Raw genomic sequence first — 26,196 nt, 5'->3', positions numbered from 1 at the left:
CTCGCCCCACGCCCACCCGACACCCCGGCTACACCCGGACCATGCCGTGCACGGCACGGAGTGCTGTCCTGGCCCGATCGCTCGTCCGTACCGCGCTTGAGGCGTGGGGCCTGGAACACCTCGCTGATACCGGGGCTCTGGTCGTGACGGAGCTGGTGTCCAACTCCGTCACGCACACGCGTACTTACTCGATCCGTGTGACCGTCTCCCGGCCGAGCGAGACATTCGTGCGCGTCGCTGTGGCGGACAGCTCGAAGGCCGTCCCGATACTTCGCGTGTCGGCCGACGGCCATGACGAGGCCGGGCGAGGGCTCGCGATCATCGAGGCTCTGACCTGGCGGTGGGGCACGGACTGCCTCCCCTTGGGGAAACGGGTCTGGGGTGACCTCAGAAGCGAGATCGACAGCGAGGTCGACCGGTGACCGAGGCGAAGCCCTGGGTGGGCGACCACGTACGCGACGACGTGTCGGGCCGGCTGGCGGTCATCACCGATGTACGGAGGGGCGCCTACGTCCTGAGGCCCGTACAGGGCCCTGGAGAGTGGACCGCCGAAGACCCCGCACAGCTCCGCTTCATCGCTCCGGCGACTTTGACGCGGCGTACACGTGGGGGAGTTCCACACGACGGAACTGCCGCCGAAGTCGAAGCCCTCGCCGAGGCAGGTGCCTTCTGGCGTCTGGTGCCCGAGTGGGTGCCACGCGACGGATACACCACCCTGAGCCCCGCGGTCCTGCGGGAGGTGGAGGCCGGGCTCAGGCGCAAGGCACAAGGATCGATCGAACTGAACGAGGAGGAAGAATGACGAACTTCACCAGCTCCCCCGCAGCGGACCCGGTCACGCCGTGGGGAATGCGACGCCTGGTTCCGCTGCGAAACGGCGAGCCCTCCCGTTGGCGGTACGCGGGTCTCGATCCCCGCACCCAGACCGGTCGTTGGGTGGGCGACGACGGCGTGGGGATGCCCGCCGAACTGGGAAAGCACGGCACTTCCGTGAACACGTACCCGCCGACTCAAGTCGGGAAAGACGGCAAGATGGACTCCGACAGCGGCCATGACGCGACGCAGGATTAGGGGCGACGGCGTGAAGGGACGCCCGGTGCTGGTCGCGACCGAGTACGAGGACGCGACAGCTGACATGGTCGTCGCGGAACTGAACCGGCGCCGGCTCCCCGTGCTCCGGTTCGACCCCGGTCGGGACTTCCCGGAATCCGCCGTCCTCGCTTCTCGTACGGGAGCGGCCGGTTGGGGCGGACGTCTCACCGTTGGGGAACGAACGGCAGACCTCGCAGATGTCCGCGCTCTCTACCATCGACGCCCCAGCGCCTATGCGCCCAATGGCCACGACGAGACAGCGGACTTCATCGCGCGGGAGAACCGGCGTGGGCTCGGGGGAGTGCTCGCCGCCCTCTCCCCATGTCTCTATCTGAGCCATCCACAGGCCATTGCCCGAGCCGAGTACAAGCCTGCTCAACTGGGGGCAGCAATCCGGGAAGGATTCAACGTCCCGATCACTCTGATTACGAACGACCCCGCGGAGGCCCGCGCTTTCGCGCTGGAACATCGCACCGTCTACAAGCCGTTGCACGCCGGTGCGTACCACGTCGACGGTGAGCCCGCCGGCATCTGGGCGGCCCTTGTCGAGGGCAATGACATCGACACCGCCGTGAACAGGTGCGCGCATCTCTTCCAAGTCCAGGTTCCGAAGACGTCCGACGTGCGTGCCGTCGTCGTGGGCCAGGAAGTGTTCTGTTGCCGGATCACGGCTCCGCGAGGCGTGGTGGACTGGCGTGCCGAGTACCGGAATCTGAGGTACGAGGCGGTCGACTGCCCCGACGCCATCCGGCTCCCGCTTCTTCGTTTCCTCGCCGGATTCGGGCTCAACTTCGGAGCCTTCGATTTCGCCGTGTCGTCCGACGACGAATGGTGGTTCCTCGAATGCAATCCCAACGGGCAATGGGCCTGGCTCGAAGAGGCGTCCGGCCTCCCCCTCGCATCGGCGATCGCGGACCTTCTGGAGATCGGAGAGCGTACAAGTGGCTGACAGCGGAGCCTCGTCGCGAGAACTGCGTGCTGATCTGGTGCGGCGTCTCGCGGAGAGCGGGGCGCTGCTCAGCCCCCGGTGGCGGGACGCGCTGACCGCCGTGCCCCGCGAGCGGTTCCTGTCCGACGGGTGGTTCGAGTACGACGACGGCGGCTGGTACCGGCCCGTTTTTCTCGGCGGGAGTCCGGAGCGGCTCGGGCGGGTGTACGAGGACGACACCCTCGTTACGCAGGTCGCCGAGTCCGTCGTCCCGCGTCAGGTCGAGGGGCGTATCTCGCATCGGCCCTCCTCCTCGTCCACGATGCCCGGGCTCGTCGTCCGCATGCTGGAGGAACTGCGGGTGGCCGACCGCATGCGGGTGCTTGAGATCGGTACCGGCACGGGCTACTCCACGGCCCTCCTCGCGCACGCGCTCGGCGATGACAGCGTGACATCCGTCGAGGTGGACGCCGATGTCTCGGCTCGGGCCGGGACGGCGCTCGCGGGACTCGGGTACCGGCCCCACCTTGTGGTGGGCGACGGGCTGGACGGGTATCGCGCCCGTGCGCCGTACGACAGGGTCGTCGCCACCTGTGGGGTTCACACCGTGCCGTACGAGTGGATCGCGCAGACCCGGCCCAGCGGGGAAATCCTGGCGACCGTCGGCGGCTGGATGAATGCCTCCGAACTGGTGCGGCTGACCGTGGCCGAGGACGGCACAGCGAGCGGCCCCGTACTTGGCGGGCACGTCTCCTTCATGCTCGCGCGGCCCCAACAGCCTCCCCCACTCGGGTTGTTGCCCGATTTCGATACGGCGGAGGCGGAGGTCACCGATGTCGGTGGTGATGCGCTGGACGACTGGACAGCGCGCTTCGTCGCACAGTTCGCGGCCCCGCGCGCGCAGTGGTTCACGCTGTCGCGCGACGGCCGGGACAAGCGTGTGCTCATCGACGTCGAAGCTGGTACATGGGCGGTGCTGTCCGAGAAGGACGGGCGGTGGGTGGTCCGGCAGGGCGGGCCGGGTTCGGTACGACTGTGGGACGCGGTGGCGGAGTTGGTCACCCGTTGGCGACATGCCGGCCAACCGGCCGGAGGGCGATTGACGCTCCACGTGGAGCCGGACAGGCAGTCGATCGGTTGGTGATCAGCAGCGCGGTCGGATGACCACGTCCAGCAGCGGCTGCGGGCGCGTACTTGTACGGCACGGTTTTGTCGGACTGGGCGTACTCACCGGGTAGGGGGACGGGCATGGCGACGACGGGGGCATCGGGCGCGAGACCAGAGCCGCAGCCGAGTGGTGCCGACGGTGCCCTCGTGGGGACGGGCGGGACGGGTGGGCAGAGCGAGGGCTCCGGGGGGAGTCCGGCCGTCGCGGCCGCGCAGCCCCCGCGGCAGGGCGACGAACCTCGCGAGAGACTCGGGTCGATCGTCGCCGAGACACTCGGCCTGGCGCCCGGCTCTTCCCGGCGCAGAAGAGTGGTGACCTTGCTGGTGATGGCGGCGATCGCCTTCGTGGCTGTCTTCCGGGACACGCTGATCGATTACGTCATGATCGAACCCAGTGTGGCCGAGGAGAACGAATCCAACGCGGAGTACGACGCCGACAAGGCGCCGTTCACAGTGTCCGTGCAGCCCGAAGAAGACGAGCCCTATGAATGGGCGATGGTCCTCGACCGGAAACTGACCCCCGGCGAGAGGAAGAAGCTGGTGGCCCGCAAGGACCCCTCGGGCGCCTTTTCCTACCTGAAGGAACTGGGTGCCCGCCCGTTCGTGTACAAGGCCACGATGGAGTACGCCCCCGAGCGATACAAGCAGCAGATGCGGTCGAGCAGAAGCGGGGGATTCGCCGACGTGTTCCAGATGAACATCATGAGCACCCGCTCCTCCGCGGTGGTCATCAACGGCTGGAAAGTCACCGGCGTCACATGCCGGAAGAGCACCGCGCAGACCATCGTCGAGATTCCCCCACAGGGCGGAGCCACCTACGAGGGGCTCCAGCTGCACATTCCGCCCTTCGCCGACGAACCGGTGGTGTCCGATGACGCCGAGGGGCAGGGCGAGCCCTACTTCCGCACCCGCTACATCGAGGTCGGAGGCGGCCAGCCCTCGGCCGGTCTCAGGGTGCAGGCGATCGCACCACCGGGGCAGACGTGCGAGTGGGGCGTCAAGGTCCGCTACACCGACTCCTACCAGAACACTCGGTGGGTCCAGCTGAAGGACAAGAAGGGCAAGGCCCTGCGGATCCGCACCGAGTCCCCTTCCGCGCACACCACGCAGAGGTGGGTTTTCATCGTCGCCCCCTGGCGGTTGTGCGACCGCGCGTCCAAAGCCTTCGGTATCGAGAGTTGTGTCCGCTAGACGGGTAAATCCGACGTTCCGACACGTCATGTCGGCCTTCCCGCCACTCACCGGGTGGGCATCCCTCCGTGGGGGCTGTTGACCACGATCGGCACAGACCCTTCAACGAGGTAGGGATGCTCGGGGAAGTAGTCGATGTGGAGGTGACCGCCCTCCTCCGCGGTGGCCATGCCCTGGAGGTTGGCTGCGAGGATTGCCCTGGCTTCGAGATCGCCGCTGATCACCAGGACCTGCCGCGAGGCGTCGAGCTCGATTTGAACCCCGGGGCCGGAAGCCCTCCTGACATCGATCCCCGCCAAGGCATCGCTGTCCGGCGGTGAGGTGGAGCCGATGAACCCGGTGCCCTCTGCCACCGCGCCTGCCAGGCTGGACAGTTCCTTCGCTGAAGCGGTGATATCCACTTCGCCGGACAGGGGATCTGCGACCAGTCGCACGGGCGGCACTCCTTCGAGGTGAAAGCTCCATGATGGCGCTGGAGATCTTCGGCCCTGCTCCCACCCCCGCTTGTCCACTCTCACGGGCCCTGGTGGCGTTCCTCCAAGTAGTGGGTGTGGGACTCCTGGCGGCGCGACTCCGCCTCGTGGATCGCCGCCGCCAGGGCGTGGGCCTCGTCGTGGAGGAGGGTCAGCTGGCGTTCCAAGTGGTGGTCCGGGGGGTTCGCGTTGGGCTGGAGGCGGCTCCACCAGCGGGTGCGGACGTAGGCGTCCACCGATTCCGGGATGTCCTGGCGGATCGCGCGGGACAGGCTGTGCACCGCCTCCGGGTCGGTGATCAGGGCGTCGGCGACCCAGCCGGGGTCCAGCAGTGAGGTGATCAGCTCGTTCAGGTCGGTCAGCCGCGCGGCGGCGGATGGCGGCAGGGACACCTCGGTCAGATAGTCAGTGAGCGTGGCGAAGTCCCTTCGCAGCTCCTCCAGTTGCTCGGCGGGCTGGGCGAAGTCAGGTGTGTCCGGGCGTTCCGGGGGTGCGATGAGCGCGCCCGCGCCGTACAGTCCCGCGACCACCACCGGCCAGTAGGTGCCCGCGAGGCCGGTGAGGGTCAGGCCGAGGCCGGCCAGGCCGAAGACGCAGCCGGTCAGGTTCTTCCGGGACTCGACGTAGCGGTGGATTTTACTGGTAGCCACGGATCTCCTCGAAGGCGCCGTCCAGTGAGCCCTTGTTCGCGTCGAAGAGCCGGCCGCCCGTCAGTGTCGCGATGTCCGTCAGTTCCCGCCGGTCGGAGTCGCCGAAGAGGATCGGGAAGACCGGCGTCCGGCGCTGGCCGGCGGGCAGTCCCCGGTAGAAGGCATCGAAGCCTGCCGCCTCGTCTCCCGCCGTGTTCTCACCGTCCGTCATCAGGACGATCGAGGTGAACGAGGAGACACCGGACTTCCCGGGATCGCCGATCAACCCGTACGCCTCCTGGAGGCTGCTGTAGATCGCCGTGTCGCCCTGCGCCGAGAGTCCCGCGATGTCCGCGTCCAGCGCGGCGACCGCCGCCGAGGGGTCGGCGGGGTCGACCGTACGCGTACGGATCTGCTTCACGGCCGAGCCGAACGGCATCAGCGTGACCTCCTCCCGCTCGCGGAAGTCGCCCGTCAGCTCGCCCAGCGCCGACTTCAGCCGGGCCAGTCGGGAGCCCTTCATCGAGCCGGAGGTGTCCAGGACGTACACCGTGCGCGAGGGGCGGCGGAGTTTGTTCTCGTACGCGTCGAGGAGGCCGTCGGCCACCGAACGCGAGCCGGGGAAGGGCAGTTCACGGCGGCCTTCCCGGCCGATGCCCTCGGTCGGTTTCACCGACGTGACCACCGGGCGGCGCAATGTCCGCGTGGTGATGGCCTGTTGGGCCTCCGGGGTCCGCAGATACTCCGTCAGATCACGGCCCGCCTCGCGTGCTTCGTCGTCGGCGGAGGTGAGCAGGGTGAACGGGTAGTCGGCCGTCACCACCCCGTCCTTGGGACGGATCACCGTCAGAAGCGAGTCGGCGTCGCCGCCCTCGTCGCGGTTCAGGGACAGCAGCACGGACTCGTAGTTCACCATCGCGTCGACCGTGCCGCGCCGCTTGTACGCCGAGGCGAGCCAGCCCGACGAGCCGGAGGTCAGCTCCTGGCCGGCGAAGAACTCCCTGAGCCTGGGCGTCGCCTCGCGGATCTGCCCGTCGGTGAGCGCCGCCTGGGCGCCCGAGAGGCCGGAGGTGACCGAAACCAGCGCGGAGAAGCCCGAGTTGGAGCGGACCGGGTCGGTCATCCCGTACGTCAGTTTCCCGTCGGCCACCGCCCGGTGCACCTGCGACCAGGTGACCGTCTCCGGGTTCCAGCCGAGCCGCGACACCGTCGCCCCCTTGACGCCGAGCGCGACCGGCGAGGTCATCACAGGCGTCTCCGAGGAGATCTTCGAGCCGACCGCCGGGTCCAGTCGCAGATAGTCGTTGGACGACAGCCAGACCGCGTCGTACGCCCCGTCCGCCTTCCCCGAGGAGACGATCTCGGCGCCGTCGAGCGTCCCTACGTACGTCGGAGTCACCGTGATCCCCGTCGCCTCACGGGCCGCGTCCAACACCGGCTTCATGTCGGACAGTTCGCTGGAGGCCAGGACGCGCAGCGTGCGCGCGGGCCCCTTCCCGTCCGGTCCGGGGGAGGAGTCCCCGTCGCGTCCGTCGCCCCCGCTCGTACAGGCCGTGCAGGCGATCAGCACGGTGGCCACCGCGGCCCATCCGGCCCCGCGCATACGGCGCCTCATCTGCGACCGCCGTCGAGCACACCCGGGCCGTCCGCCGAACTCGACCGCGCGCGCTCCACGTACGCGCTCGCCGTCCGGAGCTCGGCCGTCAGGGACTCCACGGTGGCGGCCATCGACTCCGTCGCCTGGATCTTGTACGTGTCGATCGTCTCCAGCGTCCGGTAGATCTGCTGGAACGCCGCGCGCAGAGTCTCGGCCCCCACCGCCGGGTCGGCGGCGATCCGCTGGATCTCGCCGCTCTGTGTGGCGAGCATCTCGGCGTTCCCGCGGATCAGGTCCTCCGTCGTCGAACGCAACACGTTGACCTGCTCGGTCACCTTGCGCTGGTTCTCCAGCGCGGAGGCGAGCATGATCGCGATGCGCAGCGCGGACACGGTCGTGGTCGCGGCCCGGTCCACACCCTTGATCAGTTCCTCGTTGTTCTTGCGGACGACGTCCATCGCCAGATACCCCTGGGCGCACACCGCGATCTGCGTGAGCAGGTCCTGGTGCTTCTGCCGCACCGGGAACAGAACGTCGGCGCGCAGCGCGTCGGCCGCCTCGGGACCGGTCCCCCGCGTCTCGGCGATCCGCTGCTCGATCGCCCGGTCGAGGGCCTCGGTGAGGACCACGTACTCCTGGAGCTTGCCCATGGTCTCCCACAGGCGCAGCCGCTCGGTGTGCAACGCGGCGTTGTCACGGCGCAGTTCGTCCTGGCCGCCGCGGAGCGAGCCCACGATCCGGTTCAGAGTGTGCTGCGACGAGGCGTACTTGGCGACATGGTCGCGGAGCTTGTTGCCGCCCGGGAGCTTGGAGAGCAGCTTGCGCGCGCCGCGCGCCGGCCCGGTGTCCCGCGGGTCCAGGTCCTCGACGGTGCGCCGCAGTTCGACCAGCGAGGAGGAGACGCGGCCCTGCGCGTTCTCCCCGTCACTGGCGAGCGAGCGCACGGTGCGGTCCAGCATGCGGTTGGACTGCTGGGCGGCGCCCCGGATGTCGCTCGCCCCCAGGGCGTCGATCTCATGGATCCGCGCGCCGAACTCGGGTGAGCGCGCGTCGAGTCCGGACAGGGACCCCACGTACTCGGCGGCCCGCCGGGCCATTTCCTCCCGTACGGAGTTGTCGACCGGCACCAGTCCGGCCGCCTGCTCCGAGGGGACCGGCGGCACCGGCTCCGGCGGGGTCAGGATCAGGGCGGGAGCGGCGTCGGCGCCTCCGCCCGGGTGGGATGTGTCGCTGCTCATCTGCTCGTCCCCCGTCATGAACGGGCCCGCTCGGCCATCCTGTGCAGGACCTGGGAGGTCGGCACGGGCGCCTGTCGGACCCCGGTCAGCGTCTGGTTGAGGTAGGTGGTGTGGGCGGCCGTCGCGCCGGTGAACTCGGCGGCGGCGCCCTGCGGCCGGAAGCCGTGCTTGACCGCGAGCTCGCGCAGCCGCTTGTCGGTGGCCAGGACGTCGCCCAGCTCCCGCCCGTCCTCGTTGAGCGGTACGACGGTGTGGTCGCTGGAGACCGTGGTGTCCGGGTAGAGCACCACCAGATCGCCCACGTCCTGCTTCTGGAGCAGCAACGAGGCCACCTGCGACTCGTACACCAGCACCAGCGGATTGCCGACGCCGCTGATGAAGTCGCGGAACGGCGCGTCCGAACTCGTCTGCTGCGCGCCCTGGACGGCGGTGAGTTTCTTGAGGAGCGGAGCCGTACGGTTCACCGCCGCGTCGTCGGTGGCGACCCGGCCGCCGTCGGCGACGTACGACGCCGCCGCGAGATACAGCGCGCCCGAGTTGGACTGGACCGGGTCGGTGCTGGTGATGAAGACGGTGCCGGTCAACTCGGCATGCGCGGCTGACCCCTTGAGCTGCTGCCACGTCTTGTCGGCGCGGGCGGCGGCCAGATACGGGCCCATCCGCAGCGTCCCGCCCGCCTTGCCGTTGAGGGTGGCCAGGCCGTTGTCCGCGAGGACCTTGGCGGCCGACCGGTGGGCCACGACGACCAGCGGCGAGTAGAAGGGCCGGATGGGCGCGCTCGTGATCTTCGACTTCTTCCGCAGCTCGTCGGCCGGGGCCTTGGACGAGGGGAAGGCGAAGTCGAAGCCGTCGAGCGGCAGGTCCTCCATCGCCCAGGAGCCGGATGTCTCCGACTTCACGGTGAATCCCCGGGCAGCCAGGGCTTTCACGACCTCGGGGTCGGCGAAGAACTCCGCCTTCTCCGAACCGATCACTCCGCGCACGGTCTTCGTTGCCGGGCCCGGGTCCTGACTCTCTCGGCCTGCGACGACGGTTGCTGCCACCCCGCCGATCAGCAGCACCGCCAGGACGATTCCCACGATGCGTTTCACATGCGCAGAGTGCTCCCGGAAACCCACATTCCGCGCCGCGTCAGGTGGACGGAAGGTGAAGTACCCGTCCCGTTAAGGAACGTTGAACGTCAGCGGGCGTCCACGAGCCGCGGCTCGTGCAGCGCGGCCGTGTGCGCGTCCATCTGTTCGGCCGCGAGGATCGCCGCGGCCGTGTCGGCGCGCGAGGCGGCGACCACGAGCGCCCGGCCGGCCAGGGCGAGCGCCCGCCGGTGCAGCTCGGCCGCCTCGGCTTCGGTGTCGGCTTCACGAGAGCGGGGCGCGCGGATCGGCGCGGCGCCCCGCAGCCTGGTCACCTGCTGGGCGATCAGCCCTGCCGCGTCGTCGAGCCCGAGGTCGTCGGTGACGGTCAGCAGCGCCGCGAGATGCCCGGCGAGCTGGATGTCCAGCTCCTCCTCGCGGCTGCGGTGCGGAAAATCGGTGTCGGCCATCGAGTGGACCGACTTGGTGCGGATCGGCTCATACATGGGGATGGCCTCCTGGTGTCGTCAGGAAGCCATCCTACATTGGAATAAGTCTAAAGTTGAGTCGAGTCGAGCCTCGACCCCTGGGTCGGGTCGGGCCCGGCGCCATCGCGGCGCTACGGCTGCGAGTAACCGTCCAGGAAGTTCCCGATCCGCGTCACCGCGTCCGCCAGCTCCGGCGCCGCCGGAAGTGTCACGATCCGGAAGTGATCGGGCTCCGGCCAGTTGAAGCCGGTCCCGTGCACGACCATGATCTTCTCGCGCTGCAGCAGATCGAGGACCATCTGCCGGTCGTCCTTGATCTTGAAGACCTTCGGGTCGAGCCGGGGGAAGAGATACAGCGCGCCCTTCGGCTTGACGCAGGTGACGCCCGGGATCTGCGTCAGCAGCTCGTACGCCGTGTCCCGCTGCTCCAGGATGCGTCCGCCCGGCAGGACGAGTTCGTTGATCGACTGCCGCCCGCCCAGTGCCGTCGCCACCGCGTGCTGCGACGGCATGTTCGCGCACAGGCGCATGTTGGCCAGGATCGTCAGGCCCTCGATGTACGAGGTCGCGTGCGTCTTCGGTCCGCAGACCGCCAGCCAGCCGGAGCGGAAGCCCGCGACGCGGTAGTTCTTCGACAGGCCGTTGAAGGTGAGGGTCAGCAGGTCGGGCGCGAGGCTGGCCGTCGGGGTGTGGGTCGCGCCGTCGTACAGGATCCGGTCGTAGATCTCGTCCGAGCAGACGATCAGGCCGTGCCTGCGAGCGATCTCGGTGAGCGCGAGCAGCATCTCGTCGCTGTAGACCGCGCCGGTGGGGTTGTTCGGGTTGATGATCACGATCGCCTTGGTGCGGTCGGTGATCTTGCGCTCGACGTCGGCCAGGTCCGGCATCCACTCCGCCTGCTCGTCGCAGCGGTAGTGCACGGCCGTGCCGCCGGCCAGGGAGACGGACGCCGTCCACAGCGGATAGTCCGGCGCCGGTACGAGAACCTCGTCCCCGTCGTCGAGCAGTGCCTGCATCGACATCTGGATCAGCTCGGACACGCCGTTGCCGAGGTAGATGTCCTCGACGTCGAGCTCGATGTTCTTGGTCTGGTAGTGCTGCATGACGGCGCGGCGCGCGGAGAGCAGCCCCTTGGCGTCGCCGTACCCGTGAGCGTCGCCGAGATTGCGGAGGACGTCCTCCAGGATCTCGGGCGGGCACTCGAAGCCGAAGGCCGCCGGGTTCCCGGTGTTGAGCTTGAGGATGCGGTGGCCTGCTGCCTCCAGCCGCATCGCCTCGTCGAGGACGGGACCCCGGATCTCGTAACAGACATTGGCGAGCTTGGTTGACTGGATGACCTGCATGACGGCGAGCTTACGACCGGGTTACCGGGGGCGCCTGGTGTTTTTGACCACGTCCGTCCGCACTGTGAGACGGGCGGGCCCGGGATCGCCCGCCGGGCCCCGCATTTTGTTGAGGCAGTGTTCACCGGAGAGGCCCGGTCGGTTCACCCGGCCAGCGGAGGTCCGCACAACGCTGAGCACTCATGAAGAAGCGCAGCACACTCCTTGCCCTGGCCACCGTCACGGTCATGGCCGCCACCACCGCTCTGCTGCCGTCGGCGCAGGCCACCGGCTCGCACGGGGGCGGCCACGGCCACGGGAAGCCCGGCCATCAGGGCGGCACGCTCGACCTGACCCTGCTCGGCCGCTACGAGAGCGGCAAGTTCGACGAGGGCGGCGCGGAGATCACCGCGTACGACTCCCGGACCCGCAAGGTCTTCACGATCAACGCGGAGGCCGGCACCGTCGACATTCTCGACATCCGGAACCCCGCCAAGCCCCGCAAGACCGGCGAGCTCGTCACCCCGGGCGCCAACAGCGTGAGCGTCCACGACGGTCTGGTGGCCGTCGCCCGGCAGGCCGAGGCCAAGACCGACCGGGGCACGGTCTCGTTCTTCCGCGCCTCCGACGGCCGCAAGCTGAAAGAGGTACGGGTCGGCGCCCTGCCCGACATGGTGACGTTCACCCCGAAGGGTGACCGCGTCGTCGTCGCGAACGAGGGCGAGCCCGACTCGTACTGCGCGCCGGGCGGCACCGAGCCCGCCGGGATCGACCCTGTCGGTTCGGTCGGCGTCATCGACCTGGACCGGGGCCGCGGTCGCGACGGCGAGCTGCGCCGCGCCACCGTGCACACGGCCGGTTTCGAGAAGTGGGACCGCAAGAAGAAGGAGCTGACCGGCGACGGCGTCCTGATCTACGGCCCGAACGCCTCCGTCAGCCAGGACATCGAGCCCGAGTACGTGGCCGTGTCGAAGGACGGCCGCACCGCCTGGGTCACCCTCCAGGAGAACAACGCGCTCGCGCTCGTCGATCTGCGCCGTGCCGAGGTCGAGAAGATCGTCCCGCTCGGCGAGAAGGACCACTCCGAGCCCGGCAACGGCCTGGACGCCTCCGACAAGGACGGCGTCAACATCCGCACCTGGCCGGTCAAGGGCCTCTACAAGCCCGACGGGATCCACGCCTTCAGCGCGCGCGGCGACGAGTACACCGTCAGCGCCAACGAGGGCGACGCCCGCGACTGGGACTGCTTCGCCGAGGAGGTGCGGGTCAAGGACGTCGAGCTGAACCCGAAGGCCTTCCCGGACGCCGCCGCGCTCCAGCAGGACGACGCGCTCGGCCGCCTCAACATCACCAACACCTCGCCCACGGACAGCCAGGGCCGGGTCACCGAGCTGAACTCGCTCGGCGGCCGTTCGATCTCCGTACGCGACGAGCGCGGCCGGCTCGTCTGGGACTCCGGCGACGACCTGGAGCAGCTGACGGCGAAGGCGTTCCCGGCGGACTTCAACACCGACAACGCCGAGAACGACCCCGACAGCCGCAGCGACAGCAAGGGTCCCGAGCCGGAGGGCATCACCACGGGATCGGTGCGCGGTACGACGTACGCCTTCGTCGGCCTGGAGCGGCCGGGCGGCATCGCGGCGTACGACCTGAGCGACCCGCGCCGCCCGAAGGCCGCCGGATACGTCAACTCCCGTGATTTCGCGGGCGACCCGGAGGCCGGCACGGCGGGGGACCTGGGACCGGAGGGCGTGCTCTTCGTCCCGGCCAAGGACAGCCCGACGGGTGACGCGCTGCTGGTCGTCGGCAACGAGGTCAGCGGTACGACGGCGATCTACCGGGTCCGCTGAGGCGGCGAAGGCGGCGGGTCACCCGGCGACGGCGCGCAGCGCGCCCGGCCTGCGGCCCGCGAGCGCGTCCAGCGCCGCGGCCGTGGGCTCGTCCGCCGGCAGATGGACGACGAGGCGGAAACCGTCCCCCTCGGGCAGCTCCAGGGTCTCGTCCGCCAGCCGCAGCTCACCCGCACCGGGGTGCGTCAGCCGACGCACCCCGGTGTGCTCGGGCGTACGCAGGGGCTGCTTCCAGCGTTCGGTGAACCCGGCGCCCGCCAGCAGGGTCAGCTCATCGACGAGCGCGATCAGATCCGGGTCGTCCGGCAGGGAGTCGATCCTGATCCGGGCGATCAGATCGTCGGCGACGCGCTCCCACTCCGGGTACGCGTCGCGGGCCCGGGGATCGGTGAACATGAACCGCGGCAGGCTCGGCGCGGGCGGTTCCAGCAGGCCCAGCGGGCCGAAGAGCCGCTCGTAACCGCCGGTGCGGGCGACCACCTCGCCCAGCCGGTTCAGCAGCACGGCCGGCGCGGGCTCCAGTTGGTCGAGCAGGGCGCGCAGCGTGGGCCGTACCTCCCGGTCCGGCGGACGGACCGTGCCGAGGCAGAGCTTGCGGCTGCCCATCGTCAGCTTCATGACGTGCATCAGCTCGCCGCGCGCCTCGGTGGACAGGCGCAGCGCGTCGGCCAGCGCCGCCAGGATCTCCGGGGAGGGGTGGCGGTCCCGGCCCTGCTCAAGCCGGGCCAGGTACTCGACGCTGATCCCGGCGAGCATCGCCAGCTCGGACCGGCGCAGGCCGGGCGTACGGCGGCGGCTGCCGGCGGGCAGCCCCACGTCGGCGGGGGTCACGCTCTCGCGCCGCGACCGGAGGAACCGGCCAAGCTCACTGTCGCTCACCCGGGCAAATGTACGCCCGCGCGCACGGGAGCGTAGCCCTCTCAATACCAGCCTCGCCCCGGCCTTCCTCCCGGCCGCCGAGGCGCACAGGGTGGGTCCGGACACCGGACCCCGGGCCGTGTCCGCAAAGTCCCGTACGTCTTCCGAGAGGCCCCCCGTGTTCATCGCCCATGCCGTCGTCGGCATCCTGCTCGCCGTCGCGCTCAGCGGCTCGGCATTCGCCATGGCGACCCGCAACGCCACGATCGCCACCAACATGACGAAGCTCGGCATACCGGACTCCTGGCTGCCGCGGCTCGCCTCGCTGAAGGCGGCGGGCGCCGTGGGCCTGATCGCCGGTCTCTGGATCCCGTTCATCGGAGCGGCGGCGGCGATCGGCGTCGTCCTGTACTTCCTCGGCGCGGTCTACTACCACGTCAAGGCGAAGGACTACGCGATCGCGCCGCCGGTCGTCTTCGTCGTCCTGGCCGTCGCCGCGCTGGTCACGCGGCTCACCACCGCGTAAACAACTAGCGCGTACGCCGTACCGACCGCCCCGCCAGTACGTCCGTACGCCGCCCGTCCTCGATCACGAAGCGGCCGTCGATCAGTACGTGCGGGACGCCCACCGGGAGGGTGCGCGGCGCGGCGAAGGTCGAGCCCGCCGCCACCGTCTCCGGGTCGAAGAGCACCAGGTCCGCGCGGTAGCCCTCGCGGACCAGGCCCCGGTCCTTCAGGCGCAGGCGCGCCGCCGGGCGAGAGGTCAGATGCGCCACGCACTCCTCCAGCGACAGCACGCCCAACTCCCGTACGTACCGGCCGAGATACATCGGGAACGTGCCGTACGCGCGCGGGTGCGGCTTCGCGCCCTGGAGGATGCCGTCGCTGCCGCCCGTGTGCACCCGGTGGCGCATGATCTCCCGCACGTTCTCCTCGTGCCCGACGTGCTGGAGGATCGTCGAGCCGAGCCGGTCGTCGATCAGCAGCCTGCGGGCGGTCAGCCAGCCGCTCTCGCCGCGCAGCCGTGCGGTCTCGGCGATCGTCCGGCCGACATGAGCCGTGAGGGCCGGGTCGGCGACGCCGGAGATCTCGATGGTGTCCCACTCGATGGGCACCCCGTGGCAGCCGTCGGCGCCGATCTCCTCCATGTGATGGCGGATCCGCTCCGCCGTCGACGAGTCCCGCAGCCGCTCCAGGATCGCGTCCTGGCCGCCCGCGCTCGCCCAGCTGGGCAGCATCGCCACGAGCGTCGTACAGCCCGGGGTGTAGGGATAGGTGTCGAGCGAGATGTCGGCGCCGTCGTCCAGCGCCTTGTCCAACAGGGCGATCAGATCAGGTGCCTTGCCCTTGTTCACGCCGAAGTTCATGGTGGCGTGGGCGAGATGGAGCGCGCAGCCGGCGGTCCGCGTGAGGTCGACCATCTCCTCGTACGCGCGCAGGGCGCCCGCGCCGTAACTGCGGTGGTGCGGGCAGTAGTAGCCGTCGTAGCGGGCCACCACCCGGCACAGCTCGGTGAGTTCGGCGTCGTCCGCGTACATGCCGGGGGTGTACGTCAGCCCCGACGACATGCCGACGGCGCCCTGCTCCAGGGACTCCGCGACCAGTTGCCGCATCCGGTCCAGCTCGGCGGCGGTCGCCGGGCGGTCGTCCTGGCCCACCGCGTACATCCGCACCGTGCCCTGCGGCACGAGATAGGCCGCGTTGACCGCGATGCCCCGGCCGTCGAAGCCGTGGTCGAGCCGGTCCAGATACTCGCCGACCGTCCGCCAGTCGAAGTCGACCGAGGTGTCCCCGGGCGCGCCGCCGTTCCAGCCGGTGATGGCCCTGCGGACCTCGGTGAGCGTGGCGTCGTCCACGGGGGCGTACGAGAGCCCGTCCTGGCCGATCACCTCCAGGGTCACGCCCTGCGCGGCCTTCGCCGAGTGGTCGGGGTCGCGCAGCAGCGCGAGGTCGCTGTGGGCGTGCATGTCGATGAAGCCGGGGGCGAGGGCGAGACCGCCGGCGTCCAGGGTCCTGGCTCCGGAGAGCCGGGGCGCGGCGCCCGGCGCGGCGGGCCGGATCTCGGCGATCCGGCCGTCGGTGACCCCGACGTCCGCCCGGTAGGAGTCCTGGCCCGTGCCGTCGACGACAGTCACGTCCCGTATGACGAGGTCCATGGCGCGTGGCTCCTAGAAGAACGTACGGATGAAATCGGTGACCGTGCCGTCCGCGTCGGCCAGCGGGATCAGCTGCCACTTGTCGAACGACGTGCAGGGATGCGAGAGACCGAAGCCCACCCAGTCGCCGACCTCGATCACCGCGTCGGGAGAGGTGTGCAGCTTGCCGTGCTGGTCGGACAGGCCCGTGACCGTGATGCCGCGTGCCGGGCGGATCTCGCCGGTGCGCGCGTCGCGCACCACCTGCGCCTCCGGCAGGTCGAGGTCGTACGCCGCGTCCCGCTTGCCCGCGTTGACGAACGCCTGCTCGGCCGACGGGCGTGAGATCACCTGGGCCCAGAGCCGGAAGGCCGGCTGGAGCGCGCCCTCGGCCGGGATCCGGTTGAAGGGGGTCAGGCGCTTGTAGTGGCCGTCGTCGTGCGAAACGTACGCGCCGGAGCGCAGCAGCTTCAGTACGGGGCGCGACAGCACCGGGATCTCGGCGAAGACGTCCGCGACCGCGTCGAACCACGCGCTGCCGCCGGCGCTGACGACCACCTCGTCCACGGTCCCGGAGAACCGGCCCGCCGCGTCGAACTCGGCGGCCAGCGCGGTCAGCCGGCGCAGCCACGCGCGTACGGAGTCGTTGTCGGCCTGCGGCACCTCACCCTCGTAACCGGCGACACCGACCAGCCGCAGCGTGCCGGTGGCCGCCACGGCGTCGGCGACCCGCGCGCACTCCGCCTCCTTGCGGACACCGGTCCGCGCGCCGTCGCCCGCGCCCAGCTCCACGACGACGTCCACGGGGCGCGAGCCGCCCGCCGCGCGCAGCGCCTCGTCCATCAGCTCGACGCCGCGCACGGAGTCGACGTAACAGATGAAGCGGAAGCCCGGGTCGCCGTCCAGCTCGGCGGAGAGCCAGCGCAGCGCGACCGCGTCGACGACCTCGTTGGCGAGGAAGATCCGCTGGATGCCGAACGCCCGGTAGACGCGCACCTGATGGGGGAGGGCCGCGGTGATTCCCCAGGCGCCGTAGTCGAGTTGGCGCGCGAAGAGCTGCGGGGACATGGACGTCTTGCCGTGCGGGGCGAACGCCAGGCCGTGGCGCTCGGAGTACGTCTCCAGGAGCGCGAGGTTATGGGTGAGGGACTCGGCGGACAGGGCGAGCACCGGGGTGGTGAAGCCGCCGGTGAAGAGGTTGCGGTGCTCGGCGGCGAGTTCGGCGACGGTCAGACCGTCGGCGTCGGGCGGCAGCCCTTTGAAGCGGTGGTCGAGACGCTCGTTCCTCAGATCCTCTTCGCCGAGCCGTCCGTCGACCGCCATAGGGCCCTCCTCCACCGATCTCGTTGCAACATGTGCAACGCCCATTGCGTATAACGCTTGACGCTGTCTAACATCCGAGCCGTCGCCGGGTCAATGATGAGCCCCGGCGGCCCCGGCCGACAGACCAGCGGCCGGCGGATCAGCGGCTGACAGACCAGCGAGGAGTCCCGAGTGCCCGTACCGGTAGAAGCAGGCCCAAGGGCGCGTCCGGAAAGTCCCGTCTGGCTCGCGACGCCTGGCACGCACGCTCGCCGCGTTGTCGGAGTCGCTCAAGTACGTCCAGTACAAGAGCGATCCTCCGCCTTGCGATCGCACGCACCAGACGCCGCGAGCCCCGCCCTGAGGGCGGACGACGCTACTTTCCGGACGCGCCCTAGTCCCGGCGGGCCCGGGGCCACCGAGGTCGTCTGCCTCGGCGAGTCCATGGTCACCTTCCTGCCTTCGCGCCCCGGCCGCCTCGCGGACGTCCCCGCCTTCACCCGCACCATCGGCGGCGCCGAGTCCAACGTCGCCTGCGCGCTCGCCGCCGCCGGACACCGGGTGAAATGGATCAGCCGCGTCGGCGCGGACGGCTTCGGCGACCACCTCGTGGAGGCGATCGGCGCCTACGGCGTCGACACCTCCGGCGTACGCCGCGACGCCGACGGCCGCCCGACCGGCATCTACTTCCGTACGGCCACGGACCGCGCCACCACCGCCCACGAGGTCGCCTACTACCGCGCGGGATCGGCCGCGTCCGCCATGTCCCCGGCGACCATGGACCGCGGGGACCTCTGGTCCGGCCGTGTCCTGCACCTGTCCGGCATCACGGCCGCGCTCTCCGAGGACTGCCTCGCCCTGATGCGCGAGCTGGCCGAGCCCCGGGCGGGGCGCCCGCTGCTCTCCTTCGACGTCAACCACCGGCCCGCGCTCTGGGGCGACGACTCCGGTCCGCGCTCCGCCGCCCGGGTGCTCATCGACCTCGCGCGCGGCGCCGACCTCGTCTTCGTCGGCGACGACGAGGCCGCGCAGCTCTGGGACCTGCACGGCCCGGAGGCGATCCGCGAGGCGCTGCCCGAACCGGCGGCCCTGGTGGTGAAGGCGGGCGCGGACGGTGCGACGGCGTTCGTACGGGACGGCGAGAGCGACACCGTCACCTCCGTACCCGCGCTGTCCGTCGACGTCGTGGCACCCGTCGGCGCCGGCGACGCGTTCGCCGCCGGCTTCCTCTCCGCGACCCTCCGGGACCTGCCGGCCGGCGCCCGGCTGCGCCACGGCCATCTGACGGCCGCCGCCGTACTCACCGACGCGGGCGACGTCTGCGTCCCGCCCGCCCGCGCACACGCCGACCGCCTCGCCGCACTGGACGACACCGCGTGGGGAGCACTGCGCCTCGGCCCCGGCTGGACGTCCGAGGCCGCCGGCGGCGGCACATGGCAGGAAGCGGTACCCGCCTCATGAGCCAGACCGTGGACCGCGCGCTGAGCATCCTGCCGCTCCTCGCCCAGGGCCCGGCCGACCTCGGGCAGGTCGCCGAGCGGCTCGGCGTACACAAGTCCACCGCCCTGCGGCTGCTGCGCACCCTGCACGAACACGGGCTCGTCTACCGCCAGCAGGACCAGCGCTACCGCCTCGGCGCCCGGCTCTTCGCCCTCGCGCAGGAGGCCGTCGAGAGCCTGGACGTACGCGAGATCGCCCACCCGCACCTGGTGGCGCTCGGCGAGAGCTGCGGCCACACCGTCCATCTCGCCGTCATAGAGGACAGCGAGGTCCTCTACATCGACAAGGTCGAGAGCCGCTATCCGGTCAGGATGTACTCCCGGATCGGCAAACCGGTCGCCGTCACCGTCGCGGCCGTCGCCAAGCTGCTCATCGCGGACCTGTCCGAAGCCGAACGCCGCGCACTCGCCGAGCGGCTCGACTTCCCCATGTACACCCCCCGTTCGACACCGAACGCCGCCGCCTTCCTCAAGGAGCTGGCGACCGTACGCGAACAGGGGTGGGCCACCGACCTCGGTGGCCACGAGGAGTCCATCAACTGCATCGGGGCCCCGGTCCGCGGTGCGGACGGCCGGGTCGTCGCCGCCATGTCGGTGTCCGCGCCGAACGTCGTCGTCACCGCCGATGAACTCCTCGCCCTGCTCCCGCTGTTGCGCCGTACCGCCGACGCCATCAGCCGTGAGTACTCGGGAAACGCGCACCATCCGGCACCAGCGACCCCCGCTCTTCAGAAAGAGATCCCATGAGCGACCAGACCGCGAAGACCGCAGTCGTCCCCGCCACGCACGCCGCGCCGCCGGCCAAGTTCTCCCACGGCGTCCGCAAGGGCAACATCCTCCAGGTGGCCGGGCAGGTCGGCTTCCTCCCGGCCGTCCCGGGCGAGGCCCCGACCGTGGCCGGACCGACCCTGCGCGAACAGACGCTCCAGACCCTCGCCAACGTCAAGTCGGTGCTGGAGGCGGGCGGCGCGAGCTGGGACGACGTGATGATGCTGCGCGTCTACCTCACGGACGTCGCGCACTTCGCCGAGATGAACGAGATCTACAACGCCTACTTCGAGGAGCAGAACCTCAAGGACGCGCCTGCCGCCCGTACGACCGTGTACGTCGGCCTGCCCGCCGGGCTGCTCATCGAGATCGACGCGCTGGCCGTACTCGGCTGATCCGGCCCCGCACTCCGGCCGTCACCCCTCGCACCGCACGGCACGGCGCCCCTTCCCTCGTACGCCACGGGCGCCGTGCCGCGATCCCCCCTGCTCCGATGCACGAATCAAGAGGTCCCCCCTCATGCTGCTCGCCGCCGAAGCACCCCCCGCCCCCGAGGTCCCGCCCCACACCGGTGGACTGCTTCTTCTCATAGACGGGACGGCCGGTCTGCTGACCGTCGCCGTCCTCGGAATCGTTCTCCTCCTCGTCCTGATCATCAAGGTCAGGCTCCAGCCGTTCGTCGCACTCCTCGGTGTCTCCATAGCCGTCGGCCTCGCCGCCGGACTGTCCGTCACCGAACTCTTCGGCACGGTCCAGAAATCGGCCGCCGTCTCGATGATCGAGTCGGGCATGGGCGGCATCCTCGGCCATGTCGCGATCATCATCGGACTCGGCACCATGCTCGGCGCGATCCTCGAAGTGTCGGGCGGAGCCGAGGTGTTGAGCACCCGGCTGCTCAACCTCTTCGGTGAGAAGCGCGCTCCGCTCGCCATGGGCGTCACCGGTGTCGTCTTCGGCATCCCCGTCTTCTTCGACGTCGGCATCTTCGTCCTCGCGCCGATCGTGTACGCGGCGGCCAGGCGCTCCGGCAAATCGATCGTGCTGTACGCGATGCCGCTGCTCGCCGGCCTCTCCATGACCCACGCGTTCCTGCCCCCGCACCCGGGCCCCGTCGCCGCCGCCGGTCTCTTCGACGTCGACCTCGGCTGGGTCATCCTGATGGGCGTCGTCGTCGGTGTCCCGGCCGTGCTCGCCGCCTGGGTCTACGCGGCGTGGATCGGCAAGCGCCTCTTCGTCGACGTACCGCAGGACATGGTCGAGGCCGCGGCCGAGGCCAAGAAGGCCGTGGCCGCCGAGCAGCAGGCGTCGGGCGTCACCCCGCCCGAGAAGCCGGTCGCGCTCGGGACGGTGCTCGCGATCATCGGTACCCCGCTGCTCCTCATCCTGCTGGCGACGTTCTCCTCCATCGCCCTGGACCCGAGCACGCTCCGGTCCGTCGTCGAGTTCTTCGGCCACCCCTTCGTGGCGCTGACGATCGCGCTGGTCCTCGCGTACTACCTGCTCGGCATCCGGCGCGGCTGGTCGCGCCAGTCGCTGGAGACCGTCTCGACCGCGTCCCTCAAGCCGGTGGGCAACATCCTGCTGGTGGTCGGCGCGGGCGGCGTCTTCGGAGCCGTACTGAAGGGCAGCGGCATCGCCGACGCGCTCGCCGACACCTTCAACGACGTCGGTCTGCCCGTCATCCTGCTGGCGTGGCTGATCTCGGTCGTGCTGCGCGTCGCCCAGGGCTCGGCGACGGTCGCGATCGTCACCACGGCGGGCATCGTCGTACCGCTGGTCGAGGGCCAGTCCATGTCGCAGGCCCATCTCGCCCTGATCATCATGGCGATCTCGGCGGGCTCGATCTTCGCCTCGCACGTCAACGACGGCGGCTTCTGGATGGTGGCCAAGTACTTCGGCATCTCCGAGCGCGACACCCTGAAGTCGTGGACGGTGCTGGAGACGGTCCTTTCGGTGGCCGGCTTCGTCGTCGCCGCGCTGCTCAGTCTGGTCATTTAGCCGCCGACCCACCCGTTCCGGGCGGCGGAAACGGAACCGGGACCGCCGGGCCTCTTGCGCGATCTTCGACGTCCCGCTTTGGTGACCCAAGTCACTTACGGGGACGAGTGTGGAGGTCGACGCATGGCAGATATCACCGACAACGGTACCGACACCGCCAAATCACCGCCACGCAAGTCGAGTTGGACCTACATCGGTCCCGGCATCGTCGTGGCCGCGACCGGTGTCGGCGCAGGCGACCTCGTCGCCACGCTCATCGCGGGCAGCAAGTTCGGCTACACACTGCTCTGGGCGGCCGTCATCGGCTGCGTCGTCAAGATCTCCCTCGCCGAGGCGGCCGGCCGGTGGCATCTCGCCACCGGCCGCACGCTGTTCGAGGGCTGGCGCAGCCTCGGCCGGTGGACCACCGGCTACTTCGCCGTGTACGTGGTCGTCTGGGGCTTCATCTACGGCGCCACGGCCATGTCGTCCAGCGCGCTGCCGATCGTCGCGCTCTTCCCCGAAGGGCCCGGCCTGAAGACCTGGGCTGTGATCACGGGCCTGGTCGGCCTGGTCTTCGTCTGGTTCAACCAGTACGCCGTCTTCGAGAAGGTCATGACTGCCCTGATCGGCGTCATGTTCGTCGTGGTGGTGTACGTCGCGATACGCGTCACGCCCGACATCGGCGCGAGTTTGGCCGGTCTCCTGCCGGTGCTCCCCGACGGTTCGCTGCTCTACACCCTGGGCCTGATCGGCGGTGTGGGCGGCACGATCACCATGGCCGCGTACGGGTACTGGGTCAACGCCAAGGGCTGGACCGACTCCGGCTGGATGAAGGTGATGCGGCTGGACAACCGTGTCGCCTACCTCACCACCGGCATCTTCGTCATCGCGATGCTGATCGTGGGAGCCGAGCTGCTGCACGCCTCGCAGATCGCCCTCACCTCGGGCGACAAGGGGCTCGTGGATCTCGGGGAGATCCTGGAGGAGCGCTTCGGCGCCACGACGGCGAAGCTCTTCCTGGTCGGCTTCTTCGCCACGTCCTTCTCGTCGCTGATCGGGGTGTGGCACGGCGTCAGCCTGATGTTCGCCGACTTCGTCGAACGCTGGCGCCTGGACCGCGAGGGCGTCCCTGCCGACGAGGGGACGGCGGGCGAGGTCGCGGCGGGCACGCGCGAGCGGTCGGTGCCGTTCCGCGCGTATCTGCTCTGGCTGACCTTCCCGCCGATCACGCTCCTCTTCCTGGACCAGCCGTTCGGCCTGGTCGTGGTCTACGGCGTGCTGGGCGCCTTCTTCATGCCGTTCCTGGCGCTCACGCTGCTGTGGCTGCTCAACTCCGCGCGTACGCCCGCGGAGTGGCGCAACGGCGTGCTGAGCAACGTGATGCTGGCGGCGGGCGGGCTGCTGTTCATCGTCCTGTGCGTGCAGCAGGTGCGGGATCTGCCCTGGTGAAGCAGGGGTGAGAGACACGGTGGCGCCGTCGGGGTCCGACGGCGCCACCGGTCTGTGGGGGGTGGTTCGTGATCGCTGCTGGGTGGTGCGGTTACGGGAGGCCGTGCACGTGCGGGCCGACCGCCTTGGACCAGGCGTCGCCGGCCGTGGCGTCCCAGTTGGTGGACCAGGTCATCGCGCCGCGCAGGCCCGGGTAGGTCTTGGACGGCTTGAAGCTGCCGCAGTTGGTGCCCTTGGTCAGACAGTCCAGCGCGTTGTTGACGACGCTGGGCTCGACGTAGCCGCTTCCCGCGCCGCGGGTCGAGGCGGGGACTCCGATGCCGACCTGGGACGGGTCGAGGCCGCCTTCGAGCTGGATGCAGGCGAGTGCGGTGAGGAAGTCGACGGAGCCCTGTGAGTAGACCTGGCCGTCGCAGCCGAGCATCGAACCGCTGTTGTAGTACTGCATGTTGACGACCGTGAGGATGTCCTTCACGGCGAGTGCCGTCTTGAAGTACTCGTTGGACGTCGACTGCATGTCGATGGTCTGCGGCGCCATCGTCAGGACGAAGCCGTCCCCGGCCGTACCGGCGATCGACTTCAACGCCTGTGTCATATAGGTGGAGTTGAGGCCGTTCTCCAGGTCGATGTCGACGCCGTCGAAGCCGTACTCGTCCATCAGGCCGGACACGGATTCGGCGAAGGCGTTCGCCGACGCCTCGTCGTTGACCGCGACGGTGCCCTTCTCGCCGCCGATGGAGATGACGACCGACTTGCCCGCGGCCTGCTTGGCGGCGACGTCGGCCCGGAACTGCTCGTCCGTGTAGCCGCCGAGACCGGCCGAGTCGAGGGTGAAGTCGACCTGTCCGGGTGTGCCCGTGGCGTCCGCGAACGCGACGGCGATGATGTCGTACTCGTCCTGGACCTCGGCCAGCGTCTGGACGGCGGCACCGTTGTTGAAGTTCTGCCAGTACCCGGTCACGGCGTGCGCCGGTACGGCGGCGGGGGCGGCGACAGCGGTCGGCGCGGGCTCGTTGGCGGCGTTGGCCGCGGGTACGGCCAGTCCGGCTACGGCGAGAACGCCTGCCACGGCGAGGTACTTGAGCGTGCGGGGTCGCGCTTTCCTGTGCACTGCATGGCCTCCGTGGGGGGAGTTGTGGGGGCGGTACGAAACGGTGGCCACCGTTGGGGGTCCAAACTGGTCCAGACCATTGGCCTTGTCAAGGGCCTGGACGAGATGGGCCGTATCCGGCCGGGGCCAGCTGGGTCCGCAGCAGCGCCGCCGGGGGAGCGGCGGCGCTGCTGGTCCGGGCGTACGGGCCGTCCGGCTGCTTTCCGGACATGCCCTAGGGCAGGGCGTGGACGTGCGGGCCGACCGCGTTCGACCAGGCGTTGCCGGCCGTGGCGTCCCAGTTGGTGGACCAGGTCATCGCGCCGCGCAGAGCCGGGTAGGTCTTGGACGGCTTGAAGTTCCCGCAGTTGGTGCCGCGCGTGAGGCAGTTGAGGGCGTTGTTGACGATGGTCGGGGAGACGTAGCCGCTGCCCGCGCCGCGGGTCGAGGCGGGGACTCCGATGCCGACCTGGGAGGCGTCGAGGCCGCCTTCGAGCTGGATGCAGGCGAGGGCGGTGAGGAAGTCGACGGACCCTTGCGAGTAGACCTGTCCGTCGCAGCCGAGCATCGAACCGCTGTTGTAGTACTGCATGTTGACGACCGTGAGGATGTCCTTCACGGCCAGCGCGGTCTTGAAGTACTCGGTGCCGGTGTTCTGCATGTCGATGGTCTGCGGCGCCATGGTGATCACGAGCTTGGAGCCGGCCTTGGCCGACAACTGACGGAGCGCCTTCGTCAGATAGGTGGAGTTGATGCCATGTTCGAGGTCGATGTCGACCCCGCTGAAGCCGTACTCCTGGATCAGCGCGTAGGCGCTGTTGGCGAACGCGGTCGCGGAGGCGTCACTGTTGATCGTGACGTTGCCCTTCTCGCCGCCCACCGAGATGATCACGGACTTGCCCGCGGCCTTCTTCGCGGCGATGTCCGACTTGAACTCGGCGACTCCCGAATAGCCCACGGCCGGGTCGAGGTTGAAGACGATCTGGCCGGGCGTCGTCGTCGAGTCGGCGAACGACACGGCGATGATGTCGTACTGCGACTGGACGTCCCTGAGCTTCTGGACGGCCGCGCCGTTGTTGAAGTTCTGCCAGTAGCCGGTCAGCGCGTGCCTCGGTACGGAGGGCCCGCCCGGGTCGCCGCCGCCGGGTGAGGTCCGGCCGCTGACGGCGGCCGACTTCGCGGACTCACCGGCCGCGTTGGTCGCCGACACCTGGAACTGGTACGAGGTGGCCGCCGCCAGTCCGGTCACGGTCGCCGAAGTGCCGCTCGCCGTCTGGACCTTGGTGCCGTCGCGGTAGACGTTGTACCCGGTCGCGCCGGACACCGCGTTCCAGCTCAGCGCCACCGAGGACGCCGTCACGGCCCCGACGCCGAGCCCGGCGGGAGTGGCCGGAGCCTGCGGGTCGGGATCCGGGTCGCTGCCCCCGCCGCCGTCCGGCCCGAAGACGGACACGTCGTCCACGAGGTACGGGCTCTGGCCGTACCAGCCGTGGGTGTAGACGCTGACCGTACGCGTGGAGGCGCCGGTCCTGAAGGTCGTGGTGAGCTGCTTCCAGCCGCTCTCACCCGGCGTCCAGGTCGACACGTCGGTCGTCCCGGTGCCGCTGGCCCCGAGGTACGCGTACCCGCCCTGCACCCAGGCGCTCAGCGTGTACGTCGAGTTGGGCTGCACGGCCACGGTCTGCGAGCACTTGGCGTTGTCCTGCCCGGCGGGCGTCCCCCGCAGCGCGGCGGCCCCGGTCCGTACGGGAGACCCCACGACGGCCCCGCTCCCGGCGGAACAGGACCAGTTGGTGAGCCCGGACTCGAAGCCCGCGTTCTTCGCGACGTTGATGTCGGCGGCCTGGGCGACACCGGCCAGCCCGCCCACACTCAGGGCCCCGGCGGCCAGTACGGCCACCACCCCGCCCAGCCAACTCCGCGCCCGGCCGCCTCGTCTGCCGCCGTTGTCGGTGCTGCCGGGTCTGCGTCTGCCGTCGGGTACACGTTCCACTTGATGCCTCCGCTGGGGGATGTCGGGTTGGAGGTACGGATCAGGAACGGTGGCCACCGCCGGGCCCAGGTACATGG

25 protein-coding genes are annotated in these 26,196 nt (G+C 70.0%); 13 read left to right on the top strand and 12 right to left on the bottom strand.

Annotated elements, in window-relative coordinates; translation table 11 throughout:
• Nucleotides 1-41: 41 nt before the first annotated feature.
• From OIE74_RS13340 to OIE74_RS13315, 6 genes are all read left to right on the top strand, one after another.
• The gene (locus tag OIE74_RS13340) at nt 42-422 is read left to right on the top strand and encodes an ATP-binding protein (protein ID WP_329382422.1); all 381 of its coding nucleotides are present in this window, start codon (nt 42-44) and stop codon (nt 420-422) included.
• A complete protein-coding gene (locus tag OIE74_RS13335) occupies nt 419-802 on the top strand; it encodes a hypothetical protein (protein WP_329382420.1) in 384 nt (127 codons plus the stop codon). The genes OIE74_RS13340 and OIE74_RS13335 overlap by 4 nt, the downstream gene beginning before the upstream one ends.
• Entirely contained in the window at nt 799-1,071 is a 273-nt protein-coding gene (gene tgmA / locus OIE74_RS13330) for a putative ATP-grasp-modified RiPP (protein ID WP_329382417.1), read from the top strand. Before OIE74_RS13335 ends, tgmA begins: the two co-directional genes overlap by 4 nt.
• On the top strand, nt 1,052-2,041 hold the full coding sequence (gene tgmB, locus OIE74_RS13325) for an ATP-grasp ribosomal peptide maturase (protein ID WP_329382414.1): 990 nt from the start codon (nt 1,052-1,054) through the stop codon (nt 2,039-2,041). Before tgmA ends, tgmB begins: the two co-directional genes overlap by 20 nt.
• Nucleotides 2,034-3,164, top strand: a complete 1,131-nt coding sequence (gene tgmC / locus OIE74_RS13320) for an ATP-grasp peptide maturase system methyltransferase (RefSeq protein WP_329382411.1) — start codon at nt 2,034-2,036, stop codon at nt 3,162-3,164. The genes tgmB and tgmC overlap by 8 nt, the downstream gene beginning before the upstream one ends.
• A 104-nt stretch (nt 3,165-3,268) precedes the next feature.
• The gene (locus OIE74_RS13315; RefSeq protein ID WP_329382408.1) at nt 3,269-4,378 is read left to right on the top strand and encodes a hypothetical protein; all 1,110 of its coding nucleotides are present in this window, start codon (nt 3,269-3,271) and stop codon (nt 4,376-4,378) included.
• A gap of 47 nt (nt 4,379-4,425) precedes the next feature.
• On the opposite strand, the gene OIE74_RS13310 is transcribed toward OIE74_RS13315, so the two are convergent.
• From OIE74_RS13310 to OIE74_RS13280, 7 genes are all read right to left on the bottom strand, one after another.
• Nucleotides 4,426-4,812 carry an Imm32 family immunity protein gene (locus OIE74_RS13310; RefSeq protein WP_329382405.1) on the bottom strand — a complete coding sequence of 129 codons (387 nt, stop codon included), beginning with the start codon at nt 4,810-4,812 and terminating at the stop codon, nt 4,426-4,428.
• An 80-nt stretch (nt 4,813-4,892) separates the two neighbouring features.
• A complete protein-coding gene (locus OIE74_RS13305) occupies nt 4,893-5,501 on the bottom strand; it encodes a hypothetical protein (protein ID WP_329382402.1) in 609 nt (202 codons plus the stop codon).
• The gene (locus tag OIE74_RS13300; protein ID WP_329382400.1) at nt 5,488-7,083 is read right to left on the bottom strand and encodes a substrate-binding and vWA domain-containing protein; all 1,596 of its coding nucleotides are present in this window, start codon (nt 7,081-7,083) and stop codon (nt 5,488-5,490) included. Before OIE74_RS13300 ends, OIE74_RS13305 begins: the two co-directional genes overlap by 14 nt.
• 8 nt (nt 7,084-7,091) lie before the next feature.
• A complete protein-coding gene (locus OIE74_RS13295; RefSeq protein WP_329382397.1) occupies nt 7,092-8,315 on the bottom strand; it encodes a toxic anion resistance protein in 1,224 nt (407 codons plus the stop codon).
• A 14-nt stretch (nt 8,316-8,329) separates the two neighbouring features.
• Nucleotides 8,330-9,433 (bottom strand): hypothetical protein, encoded by a 1,104-nt coding sequence (locus OIE74_RS13290; RefSeq protein WP_329382394.1) that lies wholly within the window; start codon nt 9,431-9,433, stop codon nt 8,330-8,332.
• A gap of 62 nt (nt 9,434-9,495) precedes the next feature.
• Nucleotides 9,496-9,891 (bottom strand): SCO4983 family protein, encoded by a 396-nt coding sequence (locus tag OIE74_RS13285; RefSeq protein WP_329382391.1) that lies wholly within the window; start codon nt 9,889-9,891, stop codon nt 9,496-9,498.
• A gap of 113 nt (nt 9,892-10,004) precedes the next feature.
• On the bottom strand, nt 10,005-11,216 hold the full coding sequence (locus OIE74_RS13280; protein WP_329382388.1) for a pyridoxal phosphate-dependent aminotransferase: 1,212 nt from the start codon (nt 11,214-11,216) through the stop codon (nt 10,005-10,007).
• A 182-nt stretch (nt 11,217-11,398) separates the two neighbouring features.
• Here OIE74_RS13280 and OIE74_RS13275 point away from each other — a divergent pair, with 182 nt between their 5' ends.
• Nucleotides 11,399-13,045, top strand: coding sequence for a choice-of-anchor I family protein (locus OIE74_RS13275; RefSeq protein WP_329382386.1), 1,647 nt, complete (start codon nt 11,399-11,401; stop codon nt 13,043-13,045).
• Nucleotides 13,046-13,063: 18 nt separating this feature from the next.
• On the opposite strand, the gene OIE74_RS13270 is transcribed toward OIE74_RS13275, so the two are convergent.
• A complete protein-coding gene (locus OIE74_RS13270) occupies nt 13,064-13,924 on the bottom strand; it encodes a helix-turn-helix domain-containing protein (protein ID WP_329382385.1) in 861 nt (286 codons plus the stop codon).
• Nucleotides 13,925-14,081: 157 nt separating this feature from the next.
• On the opposite strand from OIE74_RS13270, the gene OIE74_RS13265 reads away from it, so the two are divergent.
• A complete protein-coding gene (locus OIE74_RS13265) occupies nt 14,082-14,429 on the top strand; it encodes a DoxX family protein (RefSeq protein WP_329382383.1) in 348 nt (115 codons plus the stop codon).
• Between the two features lie 4 nt (nt 14,430-14,433).
• Here the strand turns inward: OIE74_RS13265 and OIE74_RS13260 are convergent, their stop codons facing one another.
• The gene (locus tag OIE74_RS13260; RefSeq protein ID WP_329382381.1) at nt 14,434-16,059 is read right to left on the bottom strand and encodes an N-acyl-D-amino-acid deacylase family protein; all 1,626 of its coding nucleotides are present in this window, start codon (nt 16,057-16,059) and stop codon (nt 14,434-14,436) included.
• A 12-nt stretch (nt 16,060-16,071) separates the two neighbouring features.
• Nucleotides 16,072-17,361: an amino acid deaminase gene (locus tag OIE74_RS13255; protein WP_329382379.1), complete on the bottom strand. Its 1,290-nt coding sequence runs from the start codon at nt 17,359-17,361 to the stop codon at nt 16,072-16,074.
• Between the two features lie 339 nt (nt 17,362-17,700).
• Here OIE74_RS13255 and OIE74_RS13250 point away from each other — a divergent pair, with 339 nt between their 5' ends.
• From OIE74_RS13250 to OIE74_RS13230, 5 genes are all read left to right on the top strand, one after another.
• Complete coding sequence (locus OIE74_RS13250; RefSeq protein WP_329392274.1) at nt 17,701-18,801, top strand: sugar kinase; 1,101 nt, start codon at nt 17,701-17,703, stop codon at nt 18,799-18,801.
• A complete protein-coding gene (locus OIE74_RS13245; protein ID WP_329382377.1) occupies nt 18,798-19,586 on the top strand; it encodes an IclR family transcriptional regulator in 789 nt (262 codons plus the stop codon). Before OIE74_RS13250 ends, OIE74_RS13245 begins: the two co-directional genes overlap by 4 nt.
• A complete protein-coding gene (locus tag OIE74_RS13240) occupies nt 19,583-20,002 on the top strand; it encodes a RidA family protein (protein WP_329382375.1) in 420 nt (139 codons plus the stop codon). The genes OIE74_RS13245 and OIE74_RS13240 overlap by 4 nt, the downstream gene beginning before the upstream one ends.
• Nucleotides 20,003-20,126: 124 nt before the next feature.
• Nucleotides 20,127-21,605, top strand: coding sequence for a GntP family permease (locus OIE74_RS13235; RefSeq protein WP_329382373.1), 1,479 nt, complete (start codon nt 20,127-20,129; stop codon nt 21,603-21,605).
• Nucleotides 21,606-21,728: 123 nt separating this feature from the next.
• The gene (locus OIE74_RS13230) at nt 21,729-23,036 is read left to right on the top strand and encodes an Nramp family divalent metal transporter (RefSeq protein ID WP_329382372.1); all 1,308 of its coding nucleotides are present in this window, start codon (nt 21,729-21,731) and stop codon (nt 23,034-23,036) included.
• Between the two features lie 91 nt (nt 23,037-23,127).
• On the opposite strand, the gene OIE74_RS13225 is transcribed toward OIE74_RS13230, so the two are convergent.
• Both OIE74_RS13225 and OIE74_RS13220 read right to left on the bottom strand, forming a co-directional pair.
• Nucleotides 23,128-24,147: a chitinase gene (locus OIE74_RS13225; protein WP_443076098.1), complete on the bottom strand. Its 1,020-nt coding sequence runs from the start codon at nt 24,145-24,147 to the stop codon at nt 23,128-23,130.
• 214 nt (nt 24,148-24,361) lie between these two features.
• Nucleotides 24,362-26,119, bottom strand: coding sequence for a chitinase (locus tag OIE74_RS13220; protein WP_443076097.1), 1,758 nt, complete (start codon nt 26,117-26,119; stop codon nt 24,362-24,364).
• Nucleotides 26,120-26,196: the final 77 nt, after the last annotated feature.

Origin of the sequence: Streptomyces sp. NBC_01716, from assembly GCF_036248275.1 — a bacterium.
Taxonomy (GTDB): Bacteria; Actinomycetota; Actinomycetes; order Streptomycetales; family Streptomycetaceae; genus Streptomyces.
Note: the sequence above shows the minus strand (reverse complement) of the source record. Positions and strands in the feature narration are given on the sequence as shown.

Coding starts and splice junctions, on each gene's coding strand:
- OIE74_RS13340 (WP_329382422.1), top strand. CDS start 42: ATGCCGTGCACGGCACGGAGTGCTGTCCTGGCCCGATCGCTCGTCCGT.
- tgmA (WP_329382417.1), top strand. CDS start 799: ATGACGAACTTCACCAGCTCCCCCGCAGCGGACCCGGTCACGCCGTGG.
- tgmB (WP_329382414.1), top strand. CDS start 1,052: ATGACGCGACGCAGGATTAGGGGCGACGGCGTGAAGGGACGCCCGGTG.
- OIE74_RS13315 (WP_329382408.1), top strand. CDS start 3,269: ATGGCGACGACGGGGGCATCGGGCGCGAGACCAGAGCCGCAGCCGAGT.
- OIE74_RS13300 (WP_329382400.1), bottom strand. CDS start 7,083: ATGCGCGGGGCCGGATGGGCCGCGGTGGCCACCGTGCTGATCGCCTGC.
- OIE74_RS13295 (WP_329382397.1), bottom strand. CDS start 8,315: ATGAGCAGCGACACATCCCACCCGGGCGGAGGCGCCGACGCCGCTCCC.
- OIE74_RS13285 (WP_329382391.1), bottom strand. CDS start 9,891: ATGTATGAGCCGATCCGCACCAAGTCGGTCCACTCGATGGCCGACACC.
- OIE74_RS13280 (WP_329382388.1), bottom strand. CDS start 11,216: ATGCAGGTCATCCAGTCAACCAAGCTCGCCAATGTCTGTTACGAGATC.
- OIE74_RS13275 (WP_329382386.1), top strand. CDS start 11,399: ATGAAGAAGCGCAGCACACTCCTTGCCCTGGCCACCGTCACGGTCATG.
- OIE74_RS13260 (WP_329382381.1), bottom strand. CDS start 16,059: ATGGACCTCGTCATACGGGACGTGACTGTCGTCGACGGCACGGGCCAG.
- OIE74_RS13255 (WP_329382379.1), bottom strand. CDS start 17,361: ATGGCGGTCGACGGACGGCTCGGCGAAGAGGATCTGAGGAACGAGCGT.
- OIE74_RS13245 (WP_329382377.1), top strand. CDS start 18,798: ATGAGCCAGACCGTGGACCGCGCGCTGAGCATCCTGCCGCTCCTCGCC.
- OIE74_RS13240 (WP_329382375.1), top strand. CDS start 19,583: ATGAGCGACCAGACCGCGAAGACCGCAGTCGTCCCCGCCACGCACGCC.
- OIE74_RS13235 (WP_329382373.1), top strand. CDS start 20,127: ATGCTGCTCGCCGCCGAAGCACCCCCCGCCCCCGAGGTCCCGCCCCAC.
- OIE74_RS13230 (WP_329382372.1), top strand. CDS start 21,729: ATGGCAGATATCACCGACAACGGTACCGACACCGCCAAATCACCGCCA.